Source organism: Streptomyces sp. NPDC052016 (assembly GCF_044548445.1).
Taxonomy (GTDB): Bacteria; Actinomycetota; Actinomycetes; order Streptomycetales; family Streptomycetaceae; genus Streptomyces.
Genome location: NZ_JBIUBX010000007.1, coordinates 85,701 through 108,538 on the forward strand (window position 1 = coordinate 85,701; position 22,838 = coordinate 108,538).

At 72.4% G+C, this 22,838-nt stretch carries 16 protein-coding genes; 13 read left to right on the forward strand and 3 right to left on the reverse strand.

The window, feature by feature from the left end:
* The first annotated feature begins 76 nt into the window (after window positions 1-76).
* From ACIHAR_RS11140 to ACIHAR_RS11170, 7 genes are all read left to right on the forward strand, one after another.
* Window positions 77-457: a hypothetical protein gene (locus tag ACIHAR_RS11140; protein WP_400018694.1), complete on the forward strand. Its 381-nt coding sequence runs from the start codon at window positions 77-79 to the stop codon at window positions 455-457.
* 203 nt (window positions 458-660) lie between these two features.
* On the forward strand, window positions 661-2,889 hold the full coding sequence (locus tag ACIHAR_RS11145; RefSeq protein WP_400018696.1) for an MMPL family transporter: 2,229 nt from the start codon (window positions 661-663) through the stop codon (window positions 2,887-2,889).
* Window positions 2,867-3,442, forward strand: coding sequence for a GNAT family protein (locus ACIHAR_RS11150; RefSeq protein ID WP_365460269.1), 576 nt, complete (start codon window positions 2,867-2,869; stop codon window positions 3,440-3,442). The genes ACIHAR_RS11145 and ACIHAR_RS11150 overlap by 23 nt, the downstream gene beginning before the upstream one ends.
* Window positions 3,443-3,477: 35 nt before the next feature.
* On the forward strand, window positions 3,478-4,086 hold the full coding sequence (locus tag ACIHAR_RS11155) for a hypothetical protein (protein WP_365460272.1): 609 nt from the start codon (window positions 3,478-3,480) through the stop codon (window positions 4,084-4,086).
* A gap of 241 nt (window positions 4,087-4,327) precedes the next feature.
* Window positions 4,328-5,131 carry a hypothetical protein gene (locus ACIHAR_RS11160; RefSeq protein WP_400018699.1) on the forward strand — a complete coding sequence of 268 codons (804 nt, stop codon included), beginning with the start codon at window positions 4,328-4,330 and terminating at the stop codon, window positions 5,129-5,131.
* A gap of 236 nt (window positions 5,132-5,367) precedes the next feature.
* On the forward strand, window positions 5,368-8,475 hold the full coding sequence (locus ACIHAR_RS11165; RefSeq protein ID WP_400018701.1) for an AAA family ATPase: 3,108 nt from the start codon (window positions 5,368-5,370) through the stop codon (window positions 8,473-8,475).
* A gap of 21 nt (window positions 8,476-8,496) precedes the next feature.
* Window positions 8,497-8,733 carry a DUF6191 domain-containing protein gene (locus ACIHAR_RS11170; RefSeq protein ID WP_365460281.1) on the forward strand — a complete coding sequence of 79 codons (237 nt, stop codon included), beginning with the start codon at window positions 8,497-8,499 and terminating at the stop codon, window positions 8,731-8,733.
* Window positions 8,734-8,742: 9 nt separating this feature from the next.
* On the opposite strand, the gene ACIHAR_RS11175 is transcribed toward ACIHAR_RS11170, so the two are convergent.
* Together ACIHAR_RS11175 and ACIHAR_RS11180 are read right to left on the reverse strand one after the other, a co-directional pair.
* Entirely contained in the window at window positions 8,743-9,903 is a 1,161-nt protein-coding gene (locus tag ACIHAR_RS11175) for a PQQ-dependent sugar dehydrogenase (RefSeq protein WP_400018703.1), read from the reverse strand.
* Between the two features lie 162 nt (window positions 9,904-10,065).
* Window positions 10,066-11,064, reverse strand: a complete 999-nt coding sequence (locus ACIHAR_RS11180; protein ID WP_365460287.1) for an aldo/keto reductase — start codon at window positions 11,062-11,064, stop codon at window positions 10,066-10,068.
* Between the two features lie 90 nt (window positions 11,065-11,154).
* On the opposite strand from ACIHAR_RS11180, the gene ACIHAR_RS11185 reads away from it, so the two are divergent.
* The 6 genes from ACIHAR_RS11185 (at window position 11,155) to serA (ending at window position 21,178) form a co-directional block, all read left to right on the forward strand.
* Window positions 11,155-12,108 carry a 2-hydroxyacid dehydrogenase gene (locus ACIHAR_RS11185; protein WP_400018860.1) on the forward strand — a complete coding sequence of 318 codons (954 nt, stop codon included), beginning with the start codon at window positions 11,155-11,157 and terminating at the stop codon, window positions 12,106-12,108.
* A gap of 408 nt (window positions 12,109-12,516) precedes the next feature.
* Window positions 12,517-15,537 carry a putative bifunctional diguanylate cyclase/phosphodiesterase gene (locus ACIHAR_RS11190; protein WP_400018706.1) on the forward strand — a complete coding sequence of 1,007 codons (3,021 nt, stop codon included), beginning with the start codon at window positions 12,517-12,519 and terminating at the stop codon, window positions 15,535-15,537.
* A 243-nt stretch (window positions 15,538-15,780) separates the two neighbouring features.
* Window positions 15,781-17,634: an acetolactate synthase large subunit gene (locus ACIHAR_RS11195; RefSeq protein WP_365460297.1), complete on the forward strand. Its 1,854-nt coding sequence runs from the start codon at window positions 15,781-15,783 to the stop codon at window positions 17,632-17,634.
* A gap of 20 nt (window positions 17,635-17,654) precedes the next feature.
* A complete protein-coding gene (gene ilvN, locus ACIHAR_RS11200; RefSeq protein WP_365460300.1) occupies window positions 17,655-18,182 on the forward strand; it encodes an acetolactate synthase small subunit in 528 nt (175 codons plus the stop codon).
* 141 nt (window positions 18,183-18,323) lie between these two features.
* Complete coding sequence (gene ilvC, locus ACIHAR_RS11205; protein ID WP_388753448.1) at window positions 18,324-19,322, forward strand: ketol-acid reductoisomerase; 999 nt, start codon at window positions 18,324-18,326, stop codon at window positions 19,320-19,322.
* A 266-nt stretch (window positions 19,323-19,588) separates the two neighbouring features.
* Window positions 19,589-21,178: a phosphoglycerate dehydrogenase gene (gene serA / locus ACIHAR_RS11210; RefSeq protein ID WP_365460306.1), complete on the forward strand. Its 1,590-nt coding sequence runs from the start codon at window positions 19,589-19,591 to the stop codon at window positions 21,176-21,178.
* A 126-nt stretch (window positions 21,179-21,304) separates the two neighbouring features.
* Here serA and ACIHAR_RS11215 read toward each other — a convergent pair whose 3' ends face one another.
* Window positions 21,305-22,831, reverse strand: coding sequence for an MFS transporter (locus ACIHAR_RS11215; protein ID WP_400018711.1), 1,527 nt, complete (start codon window positions 22,829-22,831; stop codon window positions 21,305-21,307).
* Between the last annotated feature and the right edge of the window lie 7 nt (window positions 22,832-22,838).

Here is a 22,838-nt window from a genome sequence, read left to right on the forward strand (position 1 = left end):
TCCCCGGGGGGATGCGTCGACCTCGACGCATCCCCCCTCTCGGTCCCTCCGGAGCGAGGCGCTACGCTCGCCCGCCATGAGTGGACGTACCGACTCCGACACCCAGGACGACATACGGGTCGACGCGATGGACGATCAGGAGACCAGGGGGCAGGCGCCCCGGGACCCGGAGACGGACGAGCAGCCGGAGTCCGACGAGGAGCACGGCACCGAGGACGCCCGGCGGGCCCGCTGGACGGCGACCGGCACCGGCGCCCTCCTCGCCCTCGCCGGCCTCGCCGCGGCAGTGCTGCGGCTCTCCGGCTCCGCCCCGGCCCTCGTGCCGGCGGCCTACGCCCTCGGCGCCGCGGTCTGCGCCCTCGCGGCGGTCCTCGGCTCCCAGGGCCGCACCCGGCGCGCACTGTGGCTGCTGATCGCCGGAGTGATGATCATGGCGGTCGGTGACCAGTCCGACTGAGCGCTGTGACGAGGGTCGACACGGTCGCCGTTATTGTCCTGTGATCTGGCTCGCACTGCTGTGAGGATGCCCACGAACGCGGCAAACGATCATCTAGGCCTGCAAGAGTGATCTCGCATTGCTCATGCGTTCTTTGCGGGCTGTTCAGTTCATGCACGGCTGTTCCCGGTCAAAGATCCACAATCCACCTCCGGGAGCACGTAGTGACCGCCCTTGCGCACTGGTGTGTTCGATACCGCCTTGCCGCGGTCCTGCTCTGGCTCCTGACCCTCGGCGGTACCGCCACGGCCGCCGTCCTCACCGGCACCTCCTACTCCAACGACTACGAGGTCCCCGGCACCGAATCCGGCCACGCCACCCGGCTGCTCGCGGAGGGCTTCCCGGGCCTCGGCGGCGACAGCGTCACCGTGGTCTGGCACACCACCGAAGGCACCGTCCGCGCCGCCGACGTCGAACAGACGATGACCCGCACCCTGGACCGGATCGCCGACCTCCCCGGCGTGGCCTCCGTGGCCGGCCCCTACGACGAGCGGGGCGCCGCCCGGATCAGCGAGGACGGCCGGACCGCGTACGCCACCGTCGCCTTCGCGGACCGGGCCGAGGACATCGACCGGGCCGAGGCGCAGGCCGTCGTCGACACCGCCGGGTCGGCGGACACCGACGGGCTCCAGGTGGAGCTGGGCGGCAGCGCCGTCGCCCTCACCGAACCCTCCGGCGGGCACCTAGCCGAGGCCGTCGGCGTGGTCGTCGCCGCGGTCGTGCTGTTCCTCGCCTTCGGCTCGCTCGCCGCCTCGCTGCTGCCCATCGCCACCGCCCTGGTCGGCGTCGGCACCGCGTACGCCGGGACCGTGCTGCTCGGCCACGCCATGACCGTCGCCGACTTCGCGCCCATGCTCGGCATGCTCATCGGGCTCGGCGTCGGCATCGACTACGCGCTGTTCATCGTCACCCGGCACCGGCGCGGATTGAAACGGGGACTGTCGGTCACCGAGGCGGCCGTCGACGCCGTCGCCACCACGGGACGGGCCGTCGTCTTCGCGGGCGTCACCGTGTGCATAGCCCTGCTCGGCATGCTGGTCCTGCGCCTGAACTTCCTCAACGGCGTCGCCATAGCCGCGTCCCTCACCGTCGTGCTGACGGTCGCCGCCTCCGTGACCCTGCTGCCCGCCCTGCTCTCCCTCATCGGCCCACGCGCCCTGAGCCGCCGCGAACGGCGCCGGCTGGCCAAGCACGGGCCCGAGCCGGAACTGCCGACCGGTTTCGCCGCCCGCTGGTCCGCCTTCGTCGAACGCCGCCCCAAGCTGCTCGCCACGCTCGCCCTCGTCGTCATCACCGTCCTCGCCCTGCCCACGTTCTCCCTCCGCCTGGGCACCTCCGACCAGGGCAACGACCCCGAGTCGACGACCACCCGCCAGGCCTACGACCTCCTCGCCGACGACTTCGGCGCCGGCGTCAACGGCCCGCTGACGCTGGTCGCGCGGGTCGACGGAGCCGAGGACCGGCTCGCCCTCGACAATCTCGACGCCACCCTGCGCACCACCGAGGGCGTGGCCGCGGTGACACCGGCGACGTACAGCGCGGGCGGCGACACCGCGTACCTGACCGTCGTACCCGAGTCCGCCCCGCAGTCGCAGCGGACCAGCGAGCTCGTCGACCGGCTGCGCGACGAGGTGCTGCCGCGGGCCGAGCACGGCACCTCCCTCGACGTGCAGGTCGGCGGGGTGACGGCCGGCTACGACGACTTCGCGGAGGTCATCGTCGGCAAACTGCCGCTGTTCGTCGGCGTGGTCGTCGGCCTCGGCTGCCTGCTGCTCCTGCTGGCCTTCCGGTCCGTGGGCATCCCGCTGAAGGCCGCCGCGATGAACGTCGCCGCCGTGGCCGCCGCCTTCGGCATCGTCGTCGCGATCTTCCAGTGGGGCTGGGGCAGCGAGTTCCTGGGCCTCGGCCGGGCCGGGCCCATCGAGCCCTTCCTGCCCGTGATCATGGTGTCCGTGCTCTTCGGGCTCTCCATGGACTACCAGGTCTTCCTGGTCAGCCGGATGTACGAGGAGTGGCTGGAGACCGGGGACAACCGGCGCGCCGTCCGCGTCGGCCTCGCCGAGACGGGCCGGGTGATCAACTCCGCCGCGGTCATCATGATCTCGGTCTTCCTCGCCTTCGTCCTCAGCGGCGACCGCGTGATCGCCATGTTCGGCATCGCGCTGGCCGCGGCCGTCGCCCTCGACGCGTTCGTCCTGCGCACCCTTCTCGTGCCCGCCCTCATGCACCTGCTCGGCGGCGCCAACTGGTGGCTGCCCCGCTGGCTCGACCGGCGACTGCCGCACGTCAGCATCGAACCGCCCGAGCGCCGTGCCGCCCATGAGAGGCTCACCGGGGTGGTGGACGAACTCGAGAAGGAGCGGCAGCCCGATGTACGCGATATCACTGGGTGACGACGGAGCGGAACTGCGGCCCCTGGAACCCTGGCACGCCGAGGAGTTCCTGGCTCACCTCGACCGCGGCCGGGAGTTCATCAACCGGTACATCCCCTTCGGCTCGAAGGCCACCGACGTGGCGGGCGCGCGCGAGGTGCTGCAGCGGTACGCGGACATGCGCGCCGCCGACACCGGCTCCCTGCACGGACTGTGGCTGGACGGCAAGCTCGTGGGCGGCGTGCTCTTCCTCAACTTCGACGCCGAGGCCGCCAACTGCGAGGTCGGCTGCTGGCTGGAACCCGCCGCCACCGGGCGCGGCCTGGTCACCCGCGCCATGCGGGTGCTGATCGACTTCGCGGTCGAGCAGCGCGGGATCCACCGCATCGAATGGGTCGCCTCCGCCGGGAACGAGCCCAGCCTCAACGCCGCCCGGCGCCTCGGGATGACCCGGGACGGTGTGCGCCGTGAGGCCTACCCCTATCGTGGGGTGAGGCACGACCTGGAAGTCTGGTCCGTGCTGGCCCCCGAGTGGCGCGCCGCACGCGCGCGTACCGCTCACAGCGATCATTAAGAGACCTCTCAGAGAGCGTCCGTACGGTGCGAGACATGGGAACCAAGACTGTTGACGAGGCCGGCGCCGGCACGGGCGCCGAGGCCGCCGAGGCGAAGCGCGACGAGGAGACGGTGGACATCACCAAGAACGACGCGGCTGACGCCACGGACGCGTCGACGAAGACCGAGGACGACACCGTGGACGCCGCCGGCACCGGGGACGGCGACGAGCCCACCGCCGACGAGGCCGCCACCAAGGAGGACGGCCCCTCGGGCGTCGGCCAGGGCGCCGGAGCCGTGGTCTCCGCCGCGCTCGGCCTCGTGTCGCTGACCGGCGGCTGGATCGGGACCGTCGCCTCCGCGCGCGAGACCCTCGTCGGCCAGCTGGAGGCCTCGTCGAACGCGAGCGTCGCCCAGCAGATCCAGGCGGTCTACGGCGACGCCTGGCAGACCACCGCCCTGTGGGCAGGCCTGTTCGCGCTGGCCGCGCTGATCACCGCCGTCGTCGTGCTGGCCCGGCCCGCCTTCGGCGCGCCTGGCAGGCCGCAGGCGCCGTGGATCAAGTCGGTCGCCTGGGCGGGCGTCTCGCTCGGCGTCATCGGCCTGCTGCTGGCCGTCCTGAAGTACACCGACGCCCTGCTCGGACTGCCGTCCGCGAGCTGACCGCCGGCTGACCACCGCGGGTTCCGGGGGGAGCCCAGGTCCCGAAAAGACGCCGGTCCCGAGGGGGCTCGGGCGGGCCGTAAGCACCTTACGGCCCGCCTGAGGCCCCTCGCGCGCGTCTGAGGCCCCGGCCCGCCCCCGGGGATACGGAACTCTCCCGATGTGGCGGACCCCCCTGCGAGACGACAGTGGAGGCGTCGCGGCAAGCGACACCACCACCGACTCCAGCGGGGGACCCACCATGCACGACTACGAGATGCAGCGGATGCGTGCCGCCGAGCTGATCCGCCGGGCCGAGCACTGGCGGCTGGCCCGCGAAGCCGTCCGCGGCCGGCGCGCGGCACGTCGCGAGGCCGCCGAACGAGCCGCGACCGCCGAACGGGCCGCAGCTGCCGATCGGGCGGCGAGCGCTGATCGGGCGGCGACCGCTGATCGGGCGGTGAGCGCTGATCGGGCCGCGACTGTCGATCGGGCCGCGAGCGCTGATCGGGCCGCGAGCGCTGATCGGGCCGCGAGCGCTGATCGGGCCGCGAGCGCTGCTCGGGCCGCACGTGCCGAACGCGCCGCGAGCGCTGATCGGGTCGCGACGGCCGATGGGGCGGCGACTGCTGATCCGGCGGCGATCGCCGAGCGCGCCGCGACCGCTGATCGGGCCGATCGGGTTGCGACGGCCGATGGGGCGGCGACTGCTGATCCGGCGGCGATCGCCGAGCGCGCCGCGACCGCTGATCGGGCCGATCGGGTCGCGACGGCCGATGGGGCGGCGACTGCTGATCCGGCCGCGATCGCCGAGCGCGCCGCGACCGCTGATCGGGCCGATCGGGTTGCGACGGCCGATGGGGCGGCGACTGCTGATCCGGCCGCGATCGCCGAGCGCGCCGCGACCGCTGATCGGGCCGATCGGGTCGCGACCGCCGATCGGGTCGCGACCGCTGATCGCGCCCCTACCGTCGATCGGGCCGCATGCGCCGATCGGGCCGCACGCGCCGCGAGCGAGCCGCATACCGACCGCCCTCGCCGAGCGCGTTCCCCCCGGACCGCGTGAGCGCCCGGGGACGGGAGGGCGGCCTCGCGGGGGCCGGCCGCACGGGGGAGGGTCGCACGACGGCCGGCCGCTCCGTCGGGACCGGCTCCGCCGGGACCGGCGTCGTGCCCGCGCGGGAGGCACCGCCGACGAGGGCACCTACGACGAGGGCACCTGCGACGAGGGCACCTGCGACGAGGGCACCTGGGATGAGGGCACCGGCGATAACGGCTGGGGCGCCGTCGGCCCCCTGTGCGATGCTCGCCCCCGTGGAGACCAGGTCCGTCAGCCCCGTCTTCGTCGGCCGCGCCGACGAGCTGGACACCCTGAACGCCGCGCTCTCCCGCGCCGCCGCGGGAGAGCCACAGGCGTTGCTGATCGGCGGCGAGGCCGGAGTCGGCAAGACCCGCCTCGTCGAGGAGTTCGCCACCGCCGCCCGCCGCCGGGGCGCCGTCGTCGCGCTCGGCGGCTGCGTCGAGATCGGCGCCGACGGGCTGCCGTTCGCTCCGTTCTCCACCGCCCTGCGCGCCCTGCGCCGCGCCCTGCCGGACGAACTGGCCGCCGCGGCCGCCGGTCAGGAGGAGGAACTCGCCCGGCTGCTGCCCGAACTGGGCGAGGCGGGCGCGGGACGGCACGACGAGGAGGGCATGGCCCGCCTCTTCGAACTCACCGCGCGCCTCCTGGAGCGCACCGCCGCGGACCGCACCGTCGTGGTCGCCCTGGAGGACCTGCACTGGGCCGACGCCTCCACCCGCCACCTCCTCACCTATCTGCTGCGCACCCTGCGCACCGGCCGTCTCGTCGTCCTCGCCACCTACCGCTCCGACGACATCCACCGCCGCCACCCGCTGCGCCCGCTGCTCGCCGAACTCGACCGGCTGCGCACCGTCCACCGCCTCGAACTCGCCCGCTTCACCCGCGACGAGGTCGGCCGCCAGATCGCCGGAATCCTGGCGTACGAACCCGACCCCGCCCAGGTCGACGCCATCTTCGAACGCTCCGACGGCAACGCCTTCTTCGTAGAGGAGCTCGCCGTCGCCGCCCACGAGGGCTGCCGCACCGGCCTCACCGACTCCCTGCGCGACCTGCTGCTGGTCCGCGTCGAGGCGCTGCCCGAGAACGCGCAGAGCGTCGCCCGGATCGTCGCCGAGGGCGGCTCCACCGTCGAGTACCGGCTGCTGGCCGCGGTCGCCCGGCTCGCCGAGGACGACCTCATCGAGGCGCTGCGGGCCGCCGTCGGCGCCAACATCCTGCTCGCCGCACCCGCCGGCGACGGATACCGCTTCCGTCACTCCCTGGTCCGCGAGGCCGTGAGCGACGACCTGCTGCCCGGCGAACGCTCCCGTCTCAACCGCCGCTGTGCCGAAGCCCTGGAGGCCGACCCGACGCTCGTCCCCGCCGACGAGCGGATCATGCGCCTGGCCAGCTACTGGTACCACGCCCACGACGCCGCCAAGGCCCTCCCCGCCGTCCTGGACGCCTCCGCCGCCGCCCGTTCCCGCCACGCCTACAGCGAGCAACTGCGGCTCCTGGAAAGGGCGATGGAACTGTGGGACACCGCCCCCGAGGACGTACGGGCCCGACTGCGCGCCGGGGACCACACCGAGGTGTGCCGTCCCTCACGGCGCGAACGGCACGGGACGAACCCCGGCGGCCGCGACCCGGCCGCCGCGCCCCTGCACTACCTCGACCTCATGGCGGAAGCCGCCGTCGCCGGCCGGCTCTGCGGGGAACGCGAACGCGCCCTGAAGATCACCAAGCGCGCACTGCGCCTGCTGGAGGACGAGTACGACCCGCTGCGCGCCGCCTGGTTCTGGGTGCAGCGCTCCCGGCTGGTCCAGGCCCAGGCCCGCGGCGACGGCTGGGCCGAACTGGCCACCGCCCAAAAGCTCGTGCGCGGACTCCCGCCGTCCGAGGTGCACGCCGAGGTGCTGAACGGTGTCGCCAACTGGTCGATGGTGCACGAACCCGGTCCCGAGGCCTTCGCGGCCGCCGAACGCGCGGTGCAGTACGCGCGCATGGTCGGCGTCCGCGAGATCGAGCTGAACGCCCGCCTCACCCTGGCCGGCCTCATGGTCGACTCGGGCGACGTCGAGGCCGGCCTGGCGGAGCTGTACGAGGTCAAGGAACGGGCCGTGGCGGAGGGCATGACCTCCGTGGCCGGCCGCGCTCATGTGAACCTGCCCTCGGGACTGGAGGCCGTCGGCCGCTCCCGGGAGGCGGTCCCCATCCTCGAGGAGGGCGTCGCCTTCACCCGGAAGTTCGGCCTGCTGGACTCCGAGGCGTGGGTGTGGGGCAACCTGTCCGACTCGCTGTACTCACTGGGCCGCTGGGACGCCGCCGCCGAGGCCGCCGCCGGCGCCCTGCGCGTCGGCCACAGCGCCAAACCGCAGGGCGCCGGCGCGCTGCGCATGGCCAATCTGGCCCTGAGCCGCGGCGACGTCGCCGCAGCCGCCGGCCACCTGGCCACCGCCCGGGCCTTCTACGGCCCCCACGACTCCATGCCGCAGCAGACGCTGCCACTCACCCGGATCGCGATCGGCGTGGCCGCGGGGGAGGGCCGCCTCTCCGACGCCCGCGCCGAACTGGTGCGCGCCCTCGACGCGGGCTTTCCGCCCGGCACCGAGCGCCATGGCTGGCCCGTGCTGCTGGCCGCCGCCCAGGCCGAGGCCGACGCGCGCGGCCTGCCCGCCGCCCGGGAGGGCAGGGCGGACGTCCTCGACCGCATCCGCGAGGCCGCGAAGAGGCTCACCACTGGCGTCCCCCTCTGGCACGCCGTCGAACGGTGGGTGCGCGCCGAACTCCGACGGGCCGAGGGCCACAGCACCCCCGACCTCTGGTCGGAGGTCGTCACCGCCTTCGAACCCCTGGAGCGGCCCTACGACCTCGCCCGCGTCCGCTACCGACTGGCCGAGGCCCTCCTCGCCGTGGGCACCGCCCGCTCCGGCGCGGACGGCAGCGGGAAAGACACCGAGCCCGAGCGCGACCGCGCCACGGAGCTGCTCCGCCTCTCCCACGCCGTCGCCGACCACCTGGGCGCCCGCCCCCTCGCCGAGTCCGCCGCCCGCCTCGCCCAGCGCGCCCGCCTCCCCCTCACCACCTCCCCGGGAACCGCCGCCGACGACCCGGTCCGCGCTCTCGGCCTCACCGGCCGCGAACGCGACGTCCTGCGTCTGGTGTCCGCCGGCCGCACCAACCGCCAGATCGCCGGGGAACTCTTCATCTCGCCGAAGACGGCGAGCGTCCATGTCTCCAACATCCTGGCCAAGCTGGGCGTCTCGGGGCGGGGGGAGGCGGCCGCGGTGGCGCATCGGCTGGGGTTGTTCGCGACGGGCGCGGACAAGCGGACGGTCACGGGACAATGACGTCAGGCGAAAGGAAGAACCATGTTCAACGTCTTCGAGGAACTGTTCTCCCCGGGCCGCAAACACACCCGCGACGAGCAGAACCGGCTGGAGCTCACCCGGGAGGACGTCGGTGACGCCGACCCCGGGCGCGGGCCGATAGACCTCGCCTCCGGGAAGGTCGTGGTCCGTCCGCCCACGCCGACGGCCGAGGAGGCCGCGGCGAACGACGTGGAGAACGAGGTGGGGAACGACCCGGGGGAGCCGCCCCCCGAGTGAGGCGGGGCCTCAGCTCACCTGCAGCTCCAGGATCCGGTCGTCCCCCGCCTTCGGCGCGCCTCTGCCGTCCGTGTTGCTCGTCGTCAGCCACAGCTTGTCGCCGCCCGCCGAGACCACCGTGCGCAGCCGGCCGTAATCGCCCTCGAGGAACGCCTGAGAGTCCGCCGACGCCACCGTGCCCTTCAAGGGCACGCGCCACAGACGCGCGCCCTTGAGGCCCGCCATCCAGATGGACCCCTCCGCGAAGGCGATGCCGCTGGGGGAGGCGTCGTCCGTGTCCCACTGGTCCAGCGGATTGCGGTACTTGGCGTCGTCCGACTTCCCCTCGGCCTGCGGCCAGCCGTAGTTGGCGCCCGGCTCGATCGCGTTCAGCTCGTCCCAGGTGTCCTGGCCGAACTCCGCGGCGAACAGCCGCTGCTTGCCGTCCCAGGCCAGACCCTGCACATTGCGGTGGCCGTACGAGTACACCGGGGAGTCCGGGAACGGGTTGCCCGGAGCCGGTTCGCCCTCCGGGGTCAGGCGCAGGATCTTGCCGCCCAGGGACTCCATGTCCTGGGAAAGACCCCGGTCGCCGCTCTCGCCCGTCCCGACGTAGAGCATCTTGTCGGGGCCGAAGGCGATCCGTCCGCCGTTGTGGATCACGCCCTTGGGGATGCCCCTGAAGACCGTGTCCGGCGCGCCGAGCTGGTCGCCGGCGGGCCGCTGGGCGTCGTAGATCATGCGGACGATGCGGTTGTCCGAGGCCGAGGTGAAGTACGCGTAGATCATGCGGTCCGAGGCGAACCCGGGGGAGAGGGCGATACCGAGCAGACCGCCCTCACCGGCCGCCGAGACGCCCGGCACCTCGCCGAGCTCCGTCTTTCTGCCGGTCTCCTCGTCCACGTGGAGGATCGTCCCCTGGTCACGGGAGGAGACCAGCAGCCCGCCGCCGGGGAGCGGGGCGAGGCCCCACGGGCTGTTCAGGCCCTCGGCGACCGTACGGACCACCTTGACCGTGCCCTTCGCGGGCGGGGTCTCCTCGGCCGACCGCGAGGGGGAGCTCTGCGGGGCGGTGGCACTCGGGGACGGGCTGCCGGCGGCGCCCGGGGCTCCTCCGCCGTCGGAGGAGCAGCCGGCCGCCCACAGAAGCGCACTCGCGGCCAGCACGGCCGTCACTGCTCGACGTCGCACGATCTCGGTCCCTTCGACGGGGTCGGGTTCCGCCGCCGCCTGCGCGACGCCGGACTTCCCACGGCAGCCTCTCCTTGTCATACACCGCTCGCGCCCGCCGGGTTCCCGATCACCGAAACCGGATACCCGCGACCGCCGCTCGACCGGCCTGCCGCGCCCGGCCTACTCCCACGATCCCTGCGCCGCCGGCAGTCCCGCGACCTCGGCCAGGTCCCGCGCGGTCAGCCGCAGCCCGGCCGCCGCCGCGTTCTCCGTCACCCACCGCCGCTGCTTGGCCCCCGGGACCGGCACCACGTGCCGGCCCTGCGCCAGCACCCACGCCAGCGCCACCTGCGCGGCCGTCACGTCTTCGCCGTGCCGTGCGGCCACCCGGCGCAGACCGGCGACGATCGGCTGGTTCGCGGCCATCATCTCGGCGGTGAACCGGGGGTGCCGGGCGCGCATGTCGTCCGGTTCGAAGCCCTCGCCCGGGGTCAGGGTGCCGGTCAGGAAGCCGTTGCCCAGCGGCATGGCCGCCAGGAAGCCGACGCCACGCTCCTCGCACCAGGGCAGCAGCGCCTCCAGGGCCTCCGGCGACCACACCGACAGCTCCGCCTCCACCGCGCTCACCGGGAACACCTGCTGCACCCGCCGCAGCTGCCGGATCGTCGCGTCGTAGAGCCGCCCGCCGGCACGGCGGCCGCCCCGGGCCCCCACCGCGCACAGCCCCAACGCCCGCACCTTGCCCGCCCGGACGAGTTCCGCCATCGCCCCCCAGGTCTCCTCCACCGGCACCTCGGGGTCGGCGCGGTGCAGCTGGTAGAGGTCGATGACGTCGGTCTGCAGGCGGCGCAGCGAGGCGTCGCAGGCCCGTCTCACGTATCCGGGGCGGCCGTTGGCGACGATGTGCTGCTCGCCCACCAGCAGCCCGACCTTGGTCGACACGAACGCGTCCTCGCGCCGGTCCTTCAGCACCCGCCCCACCAGCAGCTCGTTGGTGAACGGGCCGTACATGTCGGCGGTGTCCAGCAGGGAGGCGCCCAGATCCAGGGCCCGGTGCAACGCCCTCAGCGACTCGTCGCCCCGCTGCCGCGATGCGCTGTACCCCCAGCTCATCGGCATGCACCCGAGTCCGACGGCCCCCACCGCGAGCGCCGCCGCGCCGATCGTCCTGCGCTCCACCTGCTCGTGACCCTCCCTTTCCCGGCCCCCAACCTAACCTCTGCACGCGCGCGTGCCTGACATAGCCTCCGGAGCATGACTGCTGCTGACCTGCCCCACGACGTATGGATGCCCCTCCCGCCCGACGAGATCGACGGTCTCCCCGAGGGGCTCAACCACCTGTTCTGGGACGGCGGGGAGGACTTCCCCGCGGACCCCGCCCGGTGCGTGTACTACGTGGTCCCCTACATGAAGCCCACCGAGGTCGCCCTGCGGCCCCTGTCCCGCATGAGCTCCGTCCAGGTCGTGCAGACGCTCTCGGCCGGCGTCGACAACGTGCTGCCGGGCCTCGACTCGCTGCCCCCGGGCGTACGGCTGTGCAACGCGCGCGGGGTGCACGAGGCGAGCACCGCCGAGCTCACGCTGACGCTGATCCTCGCCTCCCTGCGGGGCATCCCCGACTTCGTCCGCGCGCAGGAGCGGGGAGAGTGGCTCGGCGGCTTCCGGCCGGCGCTGGCCGACAAGAACGTCCTCATCGTGGGATACGGGTCGATCGGGTCGGCGATCGAGGACCGGCTCGTGCCCTTCGAGGTGGCGCGGGTGGCGCGCGTCGCGCGCTCCCAGCGCACCACGGCGCGCGGACCGGTGCACCCACTCACCGAACTGTCCGCCCTGCTCCCCGAGGCGGACGTCGTCGTCCTGTCCACGCCGCTGACCGAGGCCACGCGCGGCCTGGTCGACGCCGACTTCCTGGCCCGGATGAAGGACGGTGCGCTGCTGGTCAACGTCGCCCGCGGCCAGGTCGTCGACGACAAGGCACTCCTCGCCGAGCTGGAGACCGGCCGCCTCAAGGCCGCCCTGGACGTCACCGACCCGGAGCCCCTGCCCCCCGCCCATCCGCTGTGGCGGGCGCCGGGCGTGCTGATCAGCCCGCACGTGGGCGGCCCCACCTCCGCCTTCCTGCCGCGCGCCGAACGGCTGCTGAGGGACCAGTTGAGCCGTTTCGTGAACCACGAGCCCCTGCGCAACGTGATCCTTACGACGGGCGCCACGAACGAGGCATGACGAGCACGGCACACGTCTGAGCCGGTTCGCGTACCCTCCGCAGTCCCCCGGACGCGGTCCGTACGCGTGTTGCCGCTGATCGTCACGGAGCGTAGAGGAACTATGTCCCTGAGTGACGAGACTGGTGTATCGTCCCGACAGGGGCTGCGCCGTGCACCGTTCGGCGCCGGGGACGACTTTCTGACTGTGAGGGGGGCGACGGGCGATGCACGGCCTATGGACGAACGATCCGACGCGGCGGAGTCGCCGCCGGCGGCCCTGTTGCACGGCCACGAGCGGACTCGGTGGCCCCGGTCGCGACAGTCGGCACAGCCATCACCGCCGCAGGAGCAGCGGCCGCTGGAAGCAGACCCAGCCGACGCGGCGGGACCGGCGGGGCCGGAGGGCGGCGTGGACCGGGAGGATCCGGTGAGCGCGCCGTCGACCTCCACGCCCGTCCTCGACGGGGCGCTGCGGGCGCACCCTCCGAAGGGCGCGCCGCTGACCAGGCCGTCGTCCGCCGGCGGCCCCGGATCCAGGAACACGGTCCACCAACTGGCGCTGGTGCTGCTGTGCGCGGCATACGCCGTCGGCTCCGCGCTCGGCTGGGGCTCGGACCGACTCGCCCTCATCATGGGCGACTTCGGGCTCGCCGCGGCGGCGGGCGCCGCCGCGGTGTCCTGCTTCCTCTACGCGCGCACCCGACGCGTGCGCTTTCGACCCGCCTGGATGCTGTTCGCCCTCTCCTCGACGATGGCGGCCCTGGGCAACGTGGTCTGGGGGTGGTACGAGGTCGTCCTCAACCGCCCCGTCCCCAGCCCCAGCTACGCCGACCTGTTCTTCCTGTGCTTCGCGCCGCCCGCGATCGTCGGGCTGCTGGTCCTCGCCGCCCGGCCCGTGACCAAGGCGGGCTGGGTCTGCCTGGTGCTGGACGCCTGGTTAATCGCGGGTTCGCTGCTCACCCTGGCCTGGAGCCTCGCCCTCGCGCAGGCCGCGCGGCTGGACGGGCCGAGCGTGGCCCACGCGGCGCTGACGTTGGCGTACCCGCTCCTGGACATCGCCCTGGTGAGCATGGTGCTGGTGCTGCACTTCCGGCGCTCTTCCGTCAACCGCACGGCGGTCAACACCGCCGTCGGCGCCCTCGCGCTGACCGTGATGTGCGACGCGCTGTTCACCTCGCCCCTGCTGCACCACGGCTACCGCTCGGGCCAGCTCCTCGACGCGGGCTGGTTCGCCGGCTCCCTGCTGCTGGCGTACGCCCCCTGGGCCGCCGGCCGGCGGCGCGGGGCGGGGGACGAGGGGCACACGCGCGTGGTGCACGAGCACGTGCCCGGGCAGCGCCGTCCGGGCCCCGCGCACCTGCCGCCGCACGCGCCGGGAGGCGACCACAGCCGGTACCCGGCCACCCGGCCCATCACCGGCTCCCTCGCCGCCCTCACGCCGTACCTCGCCGCCGCCGTCTGCACCCTGGGGATCCTCTACAACGTCCTCAACGGCCGCAGCGTCGACCGCGTGGTGCTCCTGACCGGCGGCGCCGTGGTCCTCGCCCTCGTGGCCCGCCAGGGGATCATGCTGCTCGACAACATCACCCTCACCCAGGAACTGGCGCAGAAGGAGAACCACTTCCGCTCCCTGGTGCAGGGCTCCAGCGACGTCATCATGATCGCCGCCCCCAGCGGCGTCCTGCGGTACGTCTCCCCGGCCGCCGCCGGCGTCTACGGACGGCCCGCCGAGGAGCTGGTGGGCACGGAACTGGCCCAGCTCATCCACCCGGAGGACCTGGGCTGCGTGGTGCACGAGGTGCGCCGCTTCCTCGCCACCAGCCCCCAGGAGGAGCCCACCACGCGCATCGAGTGCCGCTTCCGCTCCGGCGACGGCGGCTGGCTCAACGTCGAGTCGACCGTCAACCGGCACCACGGCGGGCTGATCTTCAACAGCCGGGACGTGACCGAACGGGTGCGTCTGCAGGCGCAGCTCCAGCACAACGCCGAGCACGACCCGCTGACCGACCTGCCCAACCGCGCCCTGTTCACCCGGCGCGTCCAGCAGGCCCTCTCCGGCCGCCGCAGCTCCGACCGGGGTACCGCACTGCGCAACACGGCCGTCCTCTTCATCGACCTCGACGGCTTCAAGGCGGTCAACGACACGATCGGCCACCAGGCCGGGGACGAACTGCTCGTCCAGGCCGCGCGCCGGCTGCAGGACGCGGTGCGGCAGGGGGACACGGCCTCCCGGCTGGGGGGCGACGAGTTCGCGGCCCTGATCGTCGGTGACACCACCCGTGACCGCAGTGCCCGGGAGCGGCACATCCTGGAGCTCGCCGACCGACTCAGGGTGACGCTGTCCCAGCCGTACCTCATCGACGGCAACGAGGTGCGGGTCGCCGCTTCCATCGGCGTCGCCTTCGCCGAAGCCGGGCTCGGGGCGGGGGAGCTGCTGCGCAACGCCGACCTCGCCATGTACCGCGCCAAGGCGGGCGGCAAGGGCAGGGTCGAGCTGTACAAGCCGCAGATGCAGCAGGACGTCGTACGGAAGGCGGAGCTGGCGACGCGGCTGCGGGCCGCGCTGCACGACGGCGAGTTCGCGCTGCTGCACCAGCCCGTGGTGCGGCTGGAGGACGGCCGGATCTCGTCGGTCGCCGCGCATCCCCGCTGGCGGTCCTCACAGGGGGTGCTGTTCACGCCCGCGGAGTTCCTGCGGGTCGCGGAGGACGGTGACAAGACCGTCGAGCTGGACCGCTGGATGTTCGAGAGGGCTGTCGAGCAGGCCGCCGACCGGGCCGCGAGCGGGCTGAACGTGCCGGTGGTCGTCCGCGTGGGCGCCCGGCGCCTGCTGGACCGCTCGATGCCGCTGGGCTCCGTCGAGGCGCTGCTGACCCGGCACGGACTGCCCTCCGGGTCACTGCTCGTCGAGCTGTCGGACATAGAGCCGAACGTGTCGCTGGACGAGCTGGAGCGGCGGCTGAGCGCCCTGCGCCGACTCGGCGTCCGGATCGCCCTCGACGGCTTCGGCGGCGGCTGCGTGGCCATAACGGCACTGCGCCGACTGCCGGTCGACGTACTGAAACTGGACCGCGGTCTGGTGGAGGGCGTCGTCGAGTCCGCGCGGCTGCACAAGATCACCAGCGGGCTGCTGCGGATCGCCGGCGACCTCGGGCTGCAGTCCGTGGCCGAGGGCGTGGACGTGCCCGAGCAGGTGGTCACCCTGCGCGCGATGGGCTGCACGCACGGCCAGGGCATGGCGTTCTCCGGTCCGCTCGACGAGTACCGGCTGCGCAGGGCGCTCGGCCGCGGGGGCTATCCGGTGCCGCACGGGCCCGCCGAGCCGGCGTTCGCGGGTGGCGGCGCGAAGGCGTACACCGGTGGTGTCCCCGCCGTTCTGGGAGGCGGAACCCTTGGTGGCGGTACGGCCCTGCGCCCACATAATGAGACCCCCGTCCCACCCACTTGACAGTGGGTGCGTGCCGGGGGGAGGGTCAGTGCCATGCGCACCCGAATTCTCGTACTTGGACAGCGCGTCGGCTGAGCTGGGACCCACCGGAGGACGATCCGGAAACCCCAGCGACCTCACCGGCGCGCTCCCCTCGCTTGCCTTTTGGCACGAGGGGTTTTTTGTTGCACGGGCACCTGCCGTGCGCCAGCCGAACACCGCACAAACCTCGCAAAAACCCTCAGCATCGAGAAGAGAATGCCGATGACCGAGCAGGCCACCGGGGCCCATCACCCGCAGCCGCGGCCCCGATCCGGAGGACAGCACTCCGCGCCCGTCGAGAACGTCACGGGTGCGCAGTCCCTCATCCGCTCTCTCGAGGAGGTCGGCGCCGACACGGTATTCGGCATTCCCGGCGGTGCGATCCTTCCCGCCTACGACCCGCTGATGGACTCCACGCGGGTGCGCCACGTCCTCGTCCGCCACGAGCAGGGCGCCGGTCACGCGGCCACCGGCTACGCGCAGGCCACCGGCAAGGTCGGCGTCTGCATGGCGACCTCCGGACCCGGTGCCACCAACCTGGTCACGCCGATCGCCGACGCCCACATGGACTCCGTGCCGCTGGTCGCCATCACCGGCCAGGTCGCCTCGTCCTCGATCGGCACGGACGCCTTCCAGGAGGCGGACATCGTCGGCATCACCATGCCGATCACCAAGCACAACTTCCTGGTGACCAAGGCCGAGGACATCCCCCGGGTGATCGCGCAGGCGTTCCACATCGCCTCCACCGGCCGTCCCGGCCCGGTCCTGGTCGACATCGCCAAGGACGCGCTCCAGGCGAGGACGACCTTCTCCTGGCCGCCCACCATGGACCTGCCCGGCTACCGCCCGGTGACCAAGCCGCACGCCAAGCAGATCCGCGAGGCCGCCAAGCTGATCACCTCCGCCAAGCGGCCGATCCTCTACGTCGGCGGCGGCGTCCTCAAGGCCGGCGCCACCGCCGAGCTCAAGGTCCTCGCCGAGCTGACCGGCGCGCCCGTCACCACCACCCTGATGGCGCTGGGCGCCTTCCCCGACAGCCACCCGCAGCACCTGGGCATGCCGGGCATGCACGGTTCGGTGGCCGCCGTCACCGGTCTGCAGAAGGCCGACCTGATCGTCGCCCTCGGCGCCCGGTTCGACGACCGCGTCACCGGCAAGCTGGACAGCTTCGCCCCGTACGCCAAGATCGTCCACGCGGACATCGACCCGGCGGAGATCGGCAAGAACCGCGCCGCCGACGTGCCGATCGTCGGGGACGCGCGCGAGGTCATCGCCGATCTGATCCAGGCCGTCCAGAAGGAGCACAGCGAGGGCGGCCAGGGCGACTACAGCGCCTGGTGGAAGGACCTCGACCGCTGGCGCGAGACGTACCCGCTGGGCTACGACCATCCCGAGGACGGCTCGCTCTCCCCGCAGCAGGTCATCGAGCGCATCGGACAGCTCGCCCCCGAGGGCACGATCTTCGCGGCGGGCGTCGGCCAGCACCAGATGTGGGCCGCCCACTTCATCCAGTACGAGAAGCCGGCCACCTGGCTGAACTCCGGCGGCGCCGGGACGATGGGCTACGCGGTTCCGGCCGCGATGGGCGCCAAGGCCGGAGCTCCGTCGAAGACCGTCTGGGCGATCGACGGCGACGGCTGCTTCCAGATGACCAACCAGGAGCTCACCACCTGCGCCCTGAACAACATCCCGATCAAGGTCGCCATCATCAACAACGGCGCTCTCGGGATGGTCCGCCAGTGGCAGACCCTCTTCTACAACCAGCGCTACTCCAACACCGTCCTGCACTCCGGCCCGGAGCACGACGGCAAGGAGCCGGCGCAGGGCACCCGCATCCCCGACTTCGTGAAGCTGTCGGAGGCGATGGGCTGCTACGCCATCCGCTGCGAGGACCCGGCCGACCTCGACAAGGTCATCGAAGAGGCGAACTCCGTCAACGACCGTCCGGTCGTCATCGACTTCATCGTCCACCAGGACGCGATGGTGTGGCCGATGGTCGCCGCCGGCACCTCCAACGACGAGATCATGGCCGCCCGGGACGTCCGCCCCGACTTCGGCGACAACGAAGACGACTGAGCGAGAGAGACGAACGAGAAATGTCCAAGCACACGCTCTCCGTCCTGGTGGAGAACACCCCGGGCATCCTGGCCCGGATCGCCGCCCTCTTCTCCCGTCGCGGCTTCAACATCGACTCCCTCGCGGTGGGCGTCACCGAGCACCCCGAGATCTCCCGCATCACCATCGTGGTGAACGTGATCGAGGAACTGCCGCTGGAGCAGGTGACGAAGCAGCTCAACAAGCTCGTCAACGTGCTGAAGATCGTCGAACTCGAGCCGTCCCAGGCGGTCCAGCGCGAACTGGTCCTGGTGAAGGTGCGCGCCGACAACGAGACGCGCTCCCAGATCGTCGAGATCGTCCAGCTGTTCCGCGCCAAGACCGTGGACGTCTCCCCGGAGGCCGTGACCATCGAGGCCACCGGCAGCAGCGACAAGCTGTCCGCCATGCTCAAGATGCTGGAACCGTACGGCATCAAGGAGCTGGTCCAGTCCGGCACCATCGCCATCGGCCGCGGCGCCCGTTCGATCACGGACCGGTCGCTGCGCGCACTCGACCGATCGGCATAGGACGCGTACCGGACCCGTCCACGACCGGAAACGGGCGGTCGGCGCGCCGCCGTCCGCCCGCATTCCGAGACCCCCAGACTTCCCTTCCGCCCACCGTCATACGGTGGGACGCAACACCTGCACTCAAGGAGAGAACCCAAAGTGGCCGAGCTGTTCTACGACGCTGACGCCGACCTGTCCATCATCCAGGGCCGCAAGGTCGCGGTCATCGGCTACGGCAGCCAGGGCCACGCCCACGCGCTGTCGCTGCGTGACTCGGGTGTCGACGTGCGGGTCGGTCTGCACGAGGGCTCCAAGTCCAAGGCGAAGGCCGAGGAGCAGGGCCTGCGCGTGGTGACGCCGTCGGAGGCCGCCGCCGAGGCCGACGTCATCATGATCCTGGTGCCGGACCCGATCCAGGCCCAGGTCTACGAGGAGTCCATCGCCCCGAACCTGAAGGACGGCGACGCGCTGTTCTTCGGCCACGGCTTCAACATCCGCTTCGGCTTCATCAAGCCCCCGGCCGGCGTGGACGTCTGCATGGTCGCCCCCAAGGGCCCGGGCCACCTGGTGCGCCGTCAGTACGAGGAGGGCCGCGGCGTTCCGTGCATCGCCGCCGTCGAGCAGGACGCCTCCGGCAACGCCTTCGCGCTGGCCCTGTCGTACGCCAAGGGCATCGGCGGCACCCGCGCCGGCGTCATCAAGACGACCTTCACCGAGGAGACCGAGACCGACCTCTTCGGTGAGCAGGCCGTCCTGTGCGGTGGTACGGCCGCGCTGGTCAAGGCCGGTTTCGAGACCCTGACCGAGGCCGGTTACCAGCCCGAGATCGCCTACTTCGAGTGCCTGCACGAGCTGAAGCTGATCGTGGACCTCATGTACGAGGGCGGCCTGGAGAAGATGCGCTGGTCGATCTCCGAGACCGCCGAGTGGGGCGACTACGTCACCGGCCCGCGGATCATCACCGACGCCACCAAGGCGGAGATGAAGAAGGTCCTGGCCGAGATCCAGGACGGCACCTTCGCGCAGGCCTGGATGGACGAGTACCACGGCGGTCTGAAGAAGTACAACGAGTACAAGAGCCAGGACTCCGAGCACCTGCTGGAGACCACCGGCAAGCAGCTCCGCAAGCTGATGAGCTGGGTCGACGAGGAGGCGTAAGCCTCTGCGCCAGGGGCCGGAGCGAGCCGCTCCGGCCCCTTTGGCGAACCCCCGGAAACGCCGCTTAGATGGTGTTGTCCACCCCGTCCAGCCACGGACGGGTGATCCTTCCGCAGAGGCGCATGACGACCTTTGCCGCGGCACTAGACTGCTGCACACATACGCGTCAGGCCCACAGCGTCGTGCGTCTTCCACGCGGCTAGCCCCTCCTCCGCCTGCGGCCGTCGGGACGGCCGTCCGCACGCATTGGATTTGTGAGGACTCACGTGAGCTCGAAACCCGTCGTACTCATCGCTGAAGAGCTGTCGCCCGCGACCGTGGACGCGCTTGGCCCGGACTTCGAGATCCGGCACTGCAACGGAGCGGACCGAGCCGAACTGCTCCCCGCGATCGCCGACGTCGACGCGATCCTGATCCGTTCGGCCACCAAGGTCGACGCCGAGGCGATCGCCGCCGCGAACAAGCTCAAGGTCGTCGCACGAGCCGGCGTCGGTCTGGACAACGTCGACGTCTCCGCCGCCACGAAGGCCGGCGTGATGGTCGTCAACGCCCCCACCTCCAACATCGTGACCGCCGCCGAGCTCGCCTGCGGTCTGATCCTCGCCACCGCCCGCAACATCCCGCAGGCGAACGCCGCGCTGAAGAACGGCGAGTGGAAGCGCAGCAAGTACACGGGCGTGGAACTCGCCGAGAAGACCCTCGGTGTCGTCGGCCTCGGGCGCATCGGCGCCCTGGTCGCCCAGCGCATGTCGGCCTTCGGGATGAAGGTCGTCGCCTACGACCCGTACGTGCAGCCCGCACGGGCCGCGCAGATGGGCGTGAAGGTGCTGTCGCTGGACGAGCTGCTCGAGGTCGCCGACTTCATCACCGTCCACCTGCCCAAGACGCCGGAGACGGTCGGCCTCATCGGCCACGAGGCGCTGCGCAAGGTCAAGCCGAGCGTACGGATCGTCAACGCGGCCCGCGGCGGCATCGTCGACGAGGAGGCGCTGTACTCCGCCCTCAAGGAGGGCCGCGTCGCCGGCGCCGGCCTCGACGTGTACGCGAAGGAGCCGTGCACGGACTCCCCGCTGTTCGAGTTCGACCAGGTCGTCGCCACCCCGCACCTCGGCGCCTCCACGGACGAGGCCCAGGAGAAGGCCGGCATCGCCGTCGCCAAGTCGGTGCGCCTCGCCCTCGCCGGTGAGCTCGTGCCCGACGCGGTCAACGTCCAGGGCGGTGTCATCGCCCAGGACGTCAAGCCGGGCCTGCCGCTGGCCGAGCGCCTCGGCCGCATCTTCACCGCGCTCGCGGGTGAGGTCGCGGTCCGCCTCGACGTCGAGGTCTACGGCGAGATCACCCAGCACGACGTGAAGGTGCTGGAGCTGTCCGCCCTCAAGGGCGTCTTCGAGGACGTCGTCGACGAGACGGTGTCGTACGTCAACGCCCCGCTGTTCGCCCAGGAGCGAGGCGTCGAGGTGCGGCTGACCACCAGCTCGGAGTCGGCCGACCACCGCAACGTCGTGACCGTACGCGGCACGCTGGGCAACGGCGAGGAGGTCGCGGTCTCCGGCACGCTGGCCGGCCCGAAGCACCTGCAGAAGATCGTCGCGGTCGGTGACTACGACGTCGACCTCGCGCTCGCCGACCACATGGTCGTGCTGCGGTACGAGGACCGTCCGGGCGTCGTCGGCACCGTCGGCCGCATCTTCGGCGAGGCCGGGATCAACATCGCCGGCATGCAGGTCGCCCGTGCGGTGGCCGGCGGCGAGGCGCTGGCCGTGCTCACGGTGGACGACACGGTGTCCGCGACGGTGCTCGGCGATGTCGCGGAAGAGATCGGCGCCACGTTCGCCCGGGCCGTGAACCTGGTCTGACGGGCCTTCTCCGGTGACCGTCCGCCGCGGTCGCCGTCGTGCGGGGGCCGCCGCCCCGACCCCCGCTTCCCTTACGAACGCCGGACGGGCTGACGCAGCCCGTCCGGCGTTCGTATGTGCCGTGCGTCAGACGCAGGCCTTCTCCGGGGCCTCGGCGGCGGACTTCCGCGGCTCGACCCGCCGCAGGCTCACCGCGGCCAGCGCCGCCGCGCCCGCCAGCACCACCGCGCCCGCGATCGCCGCGGCCTGCATCCCGCTGGTGAACGCCTCCCGGGCCACGGCCGCCAGGCCGGGGACCTGATCGGCGACCGCCAGCGCCCCGCCCAGCGTCTCCCGGGCCGCGTCCGGCGCCGACTCCGGGATCTCGTGGCGGTAGACCGCCGTGCCGACGGCGCCCAGGACCGCCATGCCCAGGGCGCCGCCGAACTCCGTGGCGGTCTCCATCAGGGACGACGCGGTGCCCGCCCGCTCCACCGGGGCCGTGCCCATCGCGAGGTCCATGATCTGCGACATCACGGTGACGCCACCGACCGCGAGGACCGCGCACGAGGCCAGCACCAGCCACATCGAGTCCGTGCCGGAGAAGGCCAGCAGAGCGAAGCCGCACGCGGCGATCGTGAAGCCGGCGGTGACGACACGGGCCCGGGGGACCCCCTTCTGCACCAACCGGGCCGCGATCGGCGCCGCCGCACCGATCGGGACCGACGGCAGCAGCGCCCACAGGGCCGCCTCCATGGCGCTCTTGCCGAGCACCGACTGCAGGTACTGCGTGGTGAAGTAGGCGGAGCCCATCACCCCGAACGCCGAGACGAGGTTGAGGGCGACGGACGGGGCGAAGCCGCGGCCGCGGAACAGGGCCGGGGGGATCATCGGCGAGGCGGCGGTGCGCTGGCGGTGGACGAAGAGCGCGGCGAAGAGAAGACCGACGGTGATCGAGACGACGTACCGCACGTGCCAGCCCTCGGACGGGATCTCCTTCAGACCGTAGATCACGGGCAGTACGGCGGCCATCGACAGCGGCACGCCGGGCCAGTCGAAGCGGCCGGGGGCGGGGTCGCGCGACTCGGGCAGCAGGAGCGGTCCGAGCACCAGCAGCACTGCCATCGCGGGCAGGTTCACCAGGAAGACCGAGCCCCACCAGAAGTACTCGACCAGCACGCCGCTCATCACCGAGCCCAGCGCGATCCCGGCCGTCATCACGCCCGACCACACGCCGATCGCCTTCGCCCGCTGGCCCGGGTCGGTGAACATCGTGCGGAGCAGCGCCATCGTCGACGGCATCAGCGTCGCGCCGCCGATGCCGAGGACCGCGCGGGCCGCGATCAGCGTCTCGGCGCTGGTGGCGTAGGCCGCCACCAGCGAGGCGGCGCCGAAGGCGGCCGCGCCGAGCAGGAGCAGCCTGCGCCGGCCGATGCGGTCGCCCACCGACCCCATCGTCATCAGCAGGCCCGCCAGGACGAACGCGTAGATGTCGAAGATCCACAGTTGCTGGGTGCCGCTCGGCTCCAGGTCCGCGCTGATCGCCGGGATGGCGAAGTAGAGGACCGAGACGTCCATCGAGACCAGGAGCAGCGGAAGCATCAGGACGCCGAGTGCGGTCCATTCGCGGCGCCCGGCACGAGGGCCCGCGGAGGTGCTCGTCGAGTTCGTCATGCCGGGG